Origin of the sequence: Ancylomarina sp. (assembly GCF_041555295.1) — a bacterium.
GTDB lineage: Bacteria > Bacteroidota > Bacteroidia > Bacteroidales > Marinifilaceae > Ancylomarina.
Genome location: NZ_JBFFKR010000108.1, coordinates 1 through 10,580 on the forward strand (window position 1 = coordinate 1; position 10,580 = coordinate 10,580).

The following is a 10,580-nucleotide window of genomic DNA, read 5'->3' on the forward strand; positions in this document are numbered from 1 at the left end:
AGCTGACTTTATTCTTCAAGGCGATATCAATTCTATTATTGATAGTCACAAGAAAGAAAAGGTTCGTTATTACCAGTTGAATCTTGAATTGACAAACATTGAAACTAGCGAACTAGTTTGGATGGGTGATAAAAAAATAAAAAAATACGTAAACCGATAATCCGAGGTTTAACAATCAGTTGAATTGATATTATTTTCCAAAATATAAACGCATCAACTGACTTTCTATATAAAAACCTTGCAAGACAAAATGTCTTGCAAGGATTTTAACTTCTTGACTGAAAATCTAAAGTCAAACATTCAACCTTTCTCTTAGTATGATATTCTCTATACAAAAGCGATTCCGATTATTATTATTTTTACTTGCATCACTTTTACTTTCCAGCTGTGCGACTTATTACCAGCAGAATGAAGCCTTCAACAAAAGCTTTGAAAGTGGTGATATGAAAATGGCAAATAAGCATTTGGATGCCAATAAGAAACTACAAGTCAATCGCAATAGAGTTCTTTATTTAGTGAACAAAGGTACTTTAGCTTGGATGCAACAAGATTATACCTTAGCCAACACTTATTTTAATGAGGCTGATTTATTTATTGAAGATCAAAGAAAAAACTGGGGCTCTGAAGCCTTGGCAATTGTTTCAAATCCTAGTGTTAAGCCATACAAACCTGAAGATTTTGAGAATGTACTTATAAACTATTATAAAGCAATTGGCTATCTGCAGTTAGGTAAAAATCAAGAAGCTCTCATCGAATGTCGTCGTATCAATGAAAAGCTATATGCATTAAACGACAAGTACCCCCGAAATCATAAAAACAGATATAGTGACGATGCCTTTGCTCATAATCTAATGGGCATGATTTACGATGCATCAAAAGACTACAATAATGCATTTATTGCATATCGTAATGCCTATAAGATCTATAAAGATAATTACTCAGAAAACTTTGGAACAATAAGCCCAGAGCAATTAAAGAAAGATATCTTAAGAACTGCCAAACGTATTGGCTTCGAACAGGAATACAATTTCTATAGCAAGGAGTTTGGCATGACCTACGAAAGCAATTTAAAAGATGAAGGAGAGATCATTTTCATATGGATGAATGGCTTAGGCCCCATTAAGGATGAGTGGAGTATCAATTTCGCAGCAAACAGAGGAGCTGGCGGTATACTCACCCTTGCCAATAATGAAGAAGGTGTCAGCTTTCCATTCAATACGAATAATTTTAGTAGTAAGGAGAATGCTGCTTTTAACAATCTTGACTTTGTAAGAATAGCATTTCCAAAATACAAAGAACGTGTTCCCTTATTCAATCAAGCTTTGATTGAAATTAATGGTTTAGGTCAATATAATTTGGAAAAAGCTGAAGATGTGAATGCTATTGCATTTAAATGTCTTAAAGATCGTATGGTTCGTGAATTAGCTAATTCAATTATACGACTTGCCACAAAAAAAGCATTAGAAGAATATACGCGTAGTAAAGACGAAACCTTGGGGACTTTACTTAGTATTGCTAATGGCTTAACAGAAAAAGCAGATACACGTAATTGGCAAACATTACCTCATAGTATCTACTACACTAGAATTAAATTAAAGCCAGGCAGTCACAAACTGACTCTATACCTTAAAAGTGGTATTAATGGTGAGCATAAACAAGAGTTAGACTTTAATGTAAAAACTGGTGAAACACAGTTTTTCACCTTCCAAAATCTAGAAACAAGATAGATGACAAAAATCGTATTTCTTTAATGTGCTTTTTGAAGGATAATAAATTTCATCGCTCAACGTTTAAAATCTAATATGAAATCAACCTTACCAAAAAATACAATTCACTATTGTCCTAAATGTGGCAGTAGTGAATTTTCTTTTAAAGAAGACCAATCTTTTTTCTGCAGTAAATGCCAATTCCATTTATACATCAACTCTGCCGCTGCAGTTGCCGCTTTAATAGTGAATGATAAAGGAGAAATTCTTTTTACCAGACGCGCGGTTGAACCGCATAAAGGCATGCTTGATTTACCTGGTGGCTTTGTAGATATTATGGAAAGTGCTGAAAATGCTCTTTATAGAGAGATAAAGGAAGAATTGAATCTTGACATTGAGGAATTCCAATATTTCATGTCATCTCCCAATGAATATATTTTTGGCGGATTATCTGTTTTCACACTCGATTTAGCTTATATTTGCAAACTTAATTCATTTAACCATATACACGCAAAAGACGATATTTCTGGCTACGAATTCATAGCTCCCAACTTGATCCCCTACAACCAGATTGGTGGCGAATCGATAAAAAGGATTATAAAAGCTTTTGCTAAAGACTTAATTAATGAACGTTAAAAAGATTACCACTACCACAATCCTTTGTGCATTATTATTTGTTTCATTTTCTTCATTTTCTCAGAAGGAAGAATTGAAATATGAAGTAGGGACCTCAGCTGCTATATCAAGCAAATCAACCCTACCTTTTTGGCTTGTAGCAAACCAAAATGGTATCGCTCCAAAAAAGAATGGTGAGAGAATTTATTTTGGCATAAATAAGGATTATACAAAAGAAAGTGGATGGGATTGGACTACTGGTTTTGATGCAGCCTTTAGCAGCACTTATTCTAATAAATATGCTTTAATCAATCAGTACTACCTGGCCTTTAAAAAGAACAAAATTCAATTCTTTGTCGGTGCAAAAAATCCTGAAGTGGAATTAGATGGCTTATCTTTCACCAATGGAAACCTAATTATGTCTGGAAATGCACGTCCGTATCCTAAAATAGAAATCGGTTCAACAGATTACTTAAATATTCCTTTCACAAAGGGCTGGTTTGGAGTAAAAGCTGTGCTATCTAACGGGTGGTTAATTGATCACAGATATGCTAGTCATGTCAACTTACATCATAAAAACTTCTTCCTTCGTTTTGGTAAAGATAAAGGTTTGTCACTAGAAGTTGGTATTGATCATTATGCACAGTGGGCAGGAACATCTCCTACTTACGGAAAGTTAGAAGGTGGCTTAAAAGCTTTTGCTAAAGTTTTCATAGCTAAAAATGGTCAAGTTCTAACAACTGACAATGGAGATTCTAGTAATAATGAATCTGACAACTCCTTAGGCAATCATGTTGGTCAAAATCAAGCTAAACTGAATTACAATTCCGACAAATTCAGCCTTACTTTTTTCATGAAAAATATGTTTGAAGACAAAAGTGGAGAGATTCGAAAAATTTACAATGTCAGAGATATTTATTATGGCTTGCATCTAAAATTACATCAGAAAAAAATAATTAATTCTTTTCTATTAGAATATTACTCTAGTTTAAATCAGGGAAGTGTAGAAATAACCCCTTCTCTTTCTGTTATTGGCTTCGATAGCTATTTCAATAATGGTATTTATCGGTCTGGATGGTCAAATTTTCAAAAAGGATTTGGCATTCCGTTAATTTCTCCAACAACTATTGGGGCTGACAATAGCATTCGCTTTGCAAATACTACAGTTAAAGCCTTTAACTTAGGGTTCACAGGTCAACACCGAAATTTAACATACTTATTTAAAGCAACTATGTATAAAAACTATGGTCAAGTTTTCCCTGTTGTTGAAGACCGCAGTTTACCTGTAGGTGATTGGGTCATTTTGAGAAAATATACGGTTGATCCACAAGAGTATCAAAAACACTTTTTACTAGAACTATTACTTCCTCAAAATAAGATTCCTTTTGATATTCAAGCGAGTATTGCTTATGATTCAGGCGATATTTACAAAAACAGTCTGGGGTTAATGCTTAAATTTTCCCGCTCGGGTTTTATTTCTGATTTCTTGAAGAAATAGAAAACTCATCACATTTAAATTATTTGTAGATTTACAAATTCAATTAGAATTTTAAAGCCAGGCATCTTCACATTATGCGCATAGATATTAATCCAAAATATAAACATTTACAGAGCTTTTTGGAAAAGCTACCAGATAATTTCAATGTACTTGGATCGTCCCTATACAAGGGACGAAATGAAATCAAAACAATTGAAATAGACGGCATTATACTTAATGTGAAATCGTTTAAGATTCCACACCTAGTTAATAAAATTGCTTACACTTATATTCGAAAATCAAAAGCCGAAAAATCCTTTAAATATGGACTAAAGCTACAGGAGTTAGGTATAAACACGCCTGAACCAGTAGCATTTATAATTTGCTACAAAAATGGTTTTATAAATCACAGCTATTATATTTCTTTACAACTTGAATACGACTATACTATTAGAGAATTAATTACAGGAAAAATACCTTTCAACACAGCTCTACTTGAAGATTTTACTCAGTTCACTTTTAACAATCACCAAAAGGGTGTTTTGCATCAGGATTATTCTCCCGGGAATATTCTAATAAAGCAGTTGGATGAAAGAACACTGTTTTCAATAGTAGATATTAATAGATTAAAATTTAAACAACTCCGTTTAGTGGATAAACTAAAAAATTTCTCGCAATTATGGGCCGATGAGAAATTCCTTAAGGTTATTGCAAGGAAATATGCACAACTAAGCAATTTAGACAGTGTTTACGTTGAAAAACAAATTATTAATTTCGACCAAAATCATAAAGCTAAGAAACTAAGAAAAAAGAAGATTAAGAGTTTGTTTAAAAAGAAATAGAAAGAATAATACGTCGAAGTTTTTAGTTAAATGCATACTCTAAGTAGAAATAATAATCTTTAATTACTTTCTTTTTGACTCACTTAAAATACAGACTATAATTACATGAAGGCTGTTCTCTTTTGTAAAAGACCCTATTCATTTAGCATCTTACGTCCTATTCATAACGAATTGATTCGTTTGGGAGAAGATGTCTTATGGTATGTCGATCCAGAAATCGTTAATCGTTTCCCTTTCAAAGATGACACATCTTATACATCATCCTTGCAAAAAATCTATGATTTTAAGAGTGATGTCATTTTTGTGCCTGGAAACGTCGTTCCTCATTATTTAAGAGGACTTAAAACTCAGATATTTCACGGCTTGGCTGGAGAAAAAAAAGGGCATTTCCGAATTCGCAACTATTTTGATCTCTACCTGACTCAGGGGCCTTATTTTACAAATCGCTTTAATGAACTGGCTAATAAGCACGGTGATTTTGATGTTATGGAAACGGGTTGGTCCAAGTTAGACGATCTGTTTCTTCAGAAAGATAGTTTCGATAACGAAAAAACGAATCTGTTAGAGAAACATGGGGCTAAAGAGATCATTTTATATGCACCAACCTTTTCTCCCAGTTTAACTTCGGCAGGATTACTCCATGACGAAATTTTAAACTTATCTAAAAATAAAAACTACCTGATTCTTGTTAAATTTCATGATCTTATGAATAAGGACGTGAAAGCCTTATACTATGAAACGGCTAAAACGACTGCGAATCTGATTATAGTAGATGATCCTAATATTAGTAAATACCTAATTCTGTCTGATCTAATGATCAGTGACACCTCTTCAGTTGTCTATGAATTCTTACTTTTAGACAAGCCAGTTATCACATTTAAGTCATCATCTGATAACATAAAATGGACAAACATAGAGATTCCTGATGTTTTGTGTGAAACAGTTGACTCGGTTATAAATTCGGATATCAACCAAGAAGACAGAAAATGGATTATAGATAACTATCATCCTCTAAGAGATGGTAAATCAGCCCAAAGAATGGTTGAGGCTGTTAAGCAATGGCTGAGTCATAATCCGGTACCGGAAGAAAGAAAGCTATCATTTCTTCGTAAATGGAAAGTGAATAAAAAATATGGCAAGATCAAAAAATGATTAAGCTTTATTTCAGATATTAGTATTCTGGATCCAAACATAAAAAAAAGAAACCCAAATTATATAAACATGAAACGTATACTTGTTACCGGAGGTGCTGGATTTATTGGCTCACACTTATGTGATCGTCTTATAAAAGAAGGCAATGATGTCATTTGTCTCGACAACTATTTTACTGGTAGCAAGCGTAATATTGAACACCTCCTACCACACCCGTACTTCGAGTTGGTTCGTCATGACGTGATTCAACCCTATTTTGCAGAGATAGATCAGATTTATAATCTTGCATGTCCTGCTTCTCCTATTCACTATCAATACAATCCCATAAAAACAACCAAAACTTCGGTTATGGGAGCTATTAATATGTTGGGTTTAGCCAAACGAATTAATGCTCGAGTCTTACAAGCTTCAACCAGCGAAGTATATGGTGATCCAGAAATTCATCCCCAGACAGAAGATTATTGGGGAAATGTGAATCCTATTGGAATTCGTTCATGTTACGACGAAGGCAAACGATGTGCTGAAACCTTGTTTATGGATTATCACAAACAAAATCAGGTGGATATTAAAATCATGCGTATTTTCAATACCTATGGACCTAATATGCACCCTAATGATGGTCGTGTCGTTTCAAACTTTATCGTGCAAGCTTTAAAAAATGAAGATATCACCATTTATGGTGATGGTTCACAAAGTAGAAGCTTTCAATATGTTGATGATTTGGTTGAAGGTGCCATTAGAATGATGAATTCGCCTAAAGATTTCATTGGTCCGGTTAATATAGGAAACCCTAATGAATTCACAATTCTAGAATTAGCCCAAAAAGTGATTGAATTAACTCATTCAAAATCAAAAATAATTTATCGTGGTCTACCTATGGATGACCCAATGCAACGTCAGCCAGATATTAGCCTTGCTAAAGAAAAATTGAACAATTGGGAACCAAAAATTCAATTAGAAGAAGGCCTTACTAAGACCATTGAATATTTTAGCAAACTCATTATTTCAAACTATTAATTATCATTTTTTGTTTGTATTTGAAATCCAAACAATTATATTTTTTTTTATGTCAACTACCAATATTTTTGCAGTCTTTTATACAGAACAAATTTATTATCTACCACAATTTCTTCCGGTAGCAAATGAACTTAAGAAAAGAAATTTGAACTATCTGTTTATCGTTAAAGAGAGTGGCAAACGAGATATTTTCAATCAGAATGAGGATATTATTAAAATCTGTGAGAAAGAAAGCATTCCCTATCAAATTGGTACAAGTAATTTAGAAAACTGTGATATACAATACTTGATAAGTGGAAACACTATACCTTCTTTAAATATTCCCTACAAAAAATCGGTGCTTATTGCACATGGAATAGGAACTAAAACAGGAAATTTCACTGAAGATAAGAACCTCTTCGACATTAGATTTGTGGAAGGGGAATTCCGATTAAACAAACTCAAAGAATTATATCCTCAAAGTTCAACTTTATTAGATAATGTTGGGTTTTCAAAACTTGACACTGTATTAGCCTACACGGACAAAGACATTATTGATCTCAAAAAACAATATGGTTTAGATCCTCAGAAAAAAACCATTCTGTATGCTCCTACTTTTTATCCTAGTTCTATAGAAAAAATGAGTGACAAATTCCCAGATGAATTCTCGGAATACAACATCATCGTTAAAGCACACCACTACACCTATTTACGGAAAAAGTATAAGGCTCAACGAAAAAAACTAGATAAATGGAAAAAATACACCAATGTCTATTTCGCAGAATTTGAAGACTATAATATTTCTCCATTTTATGCGGTATCTGACATTCTAATTTCTGATGAATCTTCAGTTGTTTTTGAATTTGCAGCACTAGACAAACCAGTTATCTTAAATCGATTTATTAAACTCCGTTTAAGCTATCGTCTTTTTGGAAAATATAAATTAAAAAAAAGGATGGAAAGCTCAATGGATCAATTCAGAAATATTGGCGAAAATGTTAGCAAATACAAGTATCTTAAAAAAGTGGTTGACACTGAGATACAAAATCCTGATAAATACAAAATTCGTAGATCTGAATGTACTCACCAGATCATTGGTCCTGTTGATGGGAAAGTCTCAATCCGTATGGTAGATATCTTACTAAGAGAAGATAAACCGTAACTATTTGAGCTGTCTACATGAGAAATGGTTCAATCAATTTATAGGTTGTATTTGAATACACACATAAATAAAAATTAAAATGAAGAACATTTGTGTTCTCTTAGCAGGAGGAAAAGGGAATCGTTTGGGGGGAGATTTACCAAAACAATTTATTAAAATAGCTGGAAAAACAATTATTGAACACAGTATTGATATTTTTGAAAAATCAGAGCAAATCCATGAGATAGCTATTGTTATTAATCCCATGTATGTTCAGAAAATTGAAGATATTGTAATCAAAAATCAATACAAAAAGGTCAAAAAAATTCTTCAGGGCGGAAAAGAAAGATCAGATTCTAGTCTGGCCGCCATTCATGCTTATGAAGTTGAGCCAGACTCAAATAATTTCAATCTTATTTTTCACGATGCAGTAAGACCATTCGTCAGTCTCTCAATTATAGAAAATGTCGTATCTGCAATAGAGAAATTTAATGCAGTTGATGTTGCCATTGCTGCTACTGATACAATAATTGAAGTAGATGAGAATGATTTTATTGTAAACGTTCCACAGCGTTCTAAACTGCGACAAGGCCAAACACCTCAAGCATTCAAATTATCAACGATTCGTGATGCTTACAATTTGGCGGCAAAAGACCCTGCGTTTACATCAACAGATGATTGTGGTGTCGTATTAAAATATTTACCACATGAAAAAGTTTATGTAGTAGAGGGATCACATAGTAATATTAAAGTAACATTTGAACTTGACCTATTTATTGCAGATAAACTGTTCCAATTAAAGCATCTGGATTTTAACGCTCGTGAATTAATAGAAAATCAAAACGAAACTTTAAAATCAAAAGTTATTGTGGTTTTTGGAGGTAGTTATGGCATAGGTAAAGACATTGTTAATCAATTCAGTGAAATTGGTGCAAAAGTATACGCTTTCAGTCGGTCACACAATAATGTCAATGTTAAAGACAAGACTGCAGTAAGTAATGCTCTTAAGTCAGTTTATGATATAAATGGCAAAATTGATTACGTTATAAATACAGCTGCGATTCTTAATAAAGAACCTCTGATGAACCTTGATACTGAAAGTATACAAGAAATAACTCAGGTTAACTATATAGGTATGATAAATGTGGCTACTGAGAGTTTTAAATACCTTAAACAAACAAAAGGTCAACTTTTACTATTCACATCAAGTTCATACACTAGAGGGAGATCTTCTTATAGTCTGTATTCTTCAACAAAAGCTGCAGTCGTAAATTTCACTCAAGCAATTGCTGAAGAATGGAAAGACTTTGGCATTAAAATAAACTGTATTAATCCTGAACGAACGCAGACTCCTATGCGCACCAAAAATTTTGGCATAGAACCAGAAGGGAGTTTATTAAGGTCAATGGATGTGGCTAAAGTATCCATACAGACACTATTAAGCGATTTCACCGGGCAAATAATTTATGTAAAAAAACAACACTCTATTGTTCTAAATTAATTCCACTTATAACCAACAGGTACTTCCTCTTTGAGAGCTGGTCCATAATCAATGTTCAGCTCTCTTAGTAAGGGAAATTTAGCTTTAACTTTTGTGTGAAATTCGTCAAATCTCAACCTCTTGGCTTTGCTCCACATTTGTTCTGATAGGGAAAAAATCCGAGGGAATACACGCCTATCAACCATTGATTCTTGGACATACCAATCGGTCCACAAACAACAGCCCATGCCTAAGACTAAATCATGGGGTTTGCTTATGTCACTGGGGTTTTGTTCATAAGTGGTTTTCAAATCGTAAGAAGCCTTCTTTTTGTACCTAAACCAGGGTTTAATAGGGTAGTTTAAATAGGTACAATAATTTGTATTGCAAATGACCTGATGCCCTCTTTTAATTGCTTGTTTTAAGGCCTTATCTTTATGGCTATTCCAATTCCACCATTGAATCACAACATTATCGGGGAGATCCATACCTTTACGATGTAGAATATCACCCCAGAAAATTGCCTTACGTCCTCTATTCCTTAGATAATTTGCCAATCTGGAAGAGAAATAGAGTTGAAGGTTATGGGTATTATTTAACTTTTCTTGCTTTATTTTTAATTGACATTCTGGACAATTATTCCAATTCTTTTTTGGCACCTCATCTCCGCCAAGATGTATGTGTTCAGAAGGAAACAATTCGCATACCTCATCTAGAATATCTTGTAGAAACTGATAGGTCGATTCTCGGCCACCACAAAATAGGTTAGATGAAAAGCTCGTTACACTTTTAGGAACTTTATTAAAACACGTCATTTCAGGATAAGCTGTCAGCGCAGCTTCTGAATGTCCTGGGACATCAATTTCCGGTACAACTGTTATATGCAACATCTTGGCAAATGCAACGATGTCTTTAATATCTTCTTGCGTATAATACCCCTGTTGTTGTTTACCGTTTGTAACTTTTGAACCAATTTCGGTTAGTTTAGCATACTTTTTAATTTCTATTCGCCATCCTTGTCTGTCTGTCAAATGCCAATGAAAAATATTCATTTTTAGCATGGCCAGATACTCAAGATACTTTTTTATAAACTTAGGTGTCTGAAATTGTCTTGCAGAGTCAAGCATAAAACCTCTCCATTTATACTTTGGTTGATCAAAAACATCCAAGC

10 protein-coding genes are annotated in these 10,580 nt (G+C 33.5%); 9 read left to right on the plus strand and 1 reads right to left on the minus strand.

What is annotated here, in order from left to right:
• Positions 1–10: 10 nt before the first annotated feature.
• The 9 genes from ABY905_RS09310 (at position 11) to ABY905_RS09350 (ending at position 9,430) form a co-directional block, all read left to right on the plus strand.
• On the plus strand, positions 11–160 hold the full coding sequence (locus tag ABY905_RS09310) for a hypothetical protein (protein ID WP_372642882.1): 150 nt from the start codon (positions 11–13) through the stop codon (positions 158–160).
• Between the two features lie 157 nt (positions 161–317).
• Positions 318–1,727 (plus strand): COG3014 family protein, encoded by a 1,410-nt coding sequence (locus ABY905_RS09315; RefSeq protein ID WP_372642862.1) that lies wholly within the window; start codon positions 318–320, stop codon positions 1,725–1,727.
• 75 nt (positions 1,728–1,802) lie between these two features.
• Positions 1,803–2,342 carry an NUDIX domain-containing protein gene (locus tag ABY905_RS09320; protein WP_372642864.1) on the plus strand — a complete coding sequence of 180 codons (540 nt, stop codon included), beginning with the start codon at positions 1,803–1,805 and terminating at the stop codon, positions 2,340–2,342.
• Positions 2,332–3,819, plus strand: a complete 1,488-nt coding sequence (locus ABY905_RS09325) for a capsule assembly Wzi family protein (protein WP_372642866.1) — start codon at positions 2,332–2,334, stop codon at positions 3,817–3,819. Before ABY905_RS09320 ends, ABY905_RS09325 begins: the two co-directional genes overlap by 11 nt.
• Positions 3,820–3,893: 74 nt before the next feature.
• Positions 3,894–4,640 carry a lipopolysaccharide kinase InaA family protein gene (locus tag ABY905_RS09330; RefSeq protein ID WP_372642868.1) on the plus strand — a complete coding sequence of 249 codons (747 nt, stop codon included), beginning with the start codon at positions 3,894–3,896 and terminating at the stop codon, positions 4,638–4,640.
• 105 nt (positions 4,641–4,745) lie between these two features.
• Positions 4,746–5,792 carry a CDP-glycerol glycerophosphotransferase family protein gene (locus ABY905_RS09335; RefSeq protein WP_372642870.1) on the plus strand — a complete coding sequence of 349 codons (1,047 nt, stop codon included), beginning with the start codon at positions 4,746–4,748 and terminating at the stop codon, positions 5,790–5,792.
• A gap of 69 nt (positions 5,793–5,861) precedes the next feature.
• On the plus strand, positions 5,862–6,809 hold the full coding sequence (locus ABY905_RS09340) for a UDP-glucuronic acid decarboxylase family protein (RefSeq protein WP_372642872.1): 948 nt from the start codon (positions 5,862–5,864) through the stop codon (positions 6,807–6,809).
• A gap of 49 nt (positions 6,810–6,858) precedes the next feature.
• Complete coding sequence (locus ABY905_RS09345) at positions 6,859–7,950, plus strand: CDP-glycerol glycerophosphotransferase family protein (protein ID WP_372642875.1); 1,092 nt, start codon at positions 6,859–6,861, stop codon at positions 7,948–7,950.
• Between the two features lie 79 nt (positions 7,951–8,029).
• A complete protein-coding gene (locus ABY905_RS09350) occupies positions 8,030–9,430 on the plus strand; it encodes a D-ribitol-5-phosphate cytidylyltransferase (RefSeq protein WP_372642878.1) in 1,401 nt (466 codons plus the stop codon).
• Here the strand turns inward: ABY905_RS09350 and ABY905_RS09355 are convergent.
• The coding region (locus tag ABY905_RS09355) for a beta-N-acetylhexosaminidase (protein WP_372642880.1) at positions 9,427–10,580 on the minus strand (1,154 nt) is incomplete at its 5' end. The two genes, ABY905_RS09350 and ABY905_RS09355, sit on opposite strands and share 4 nt — an antisense overlap.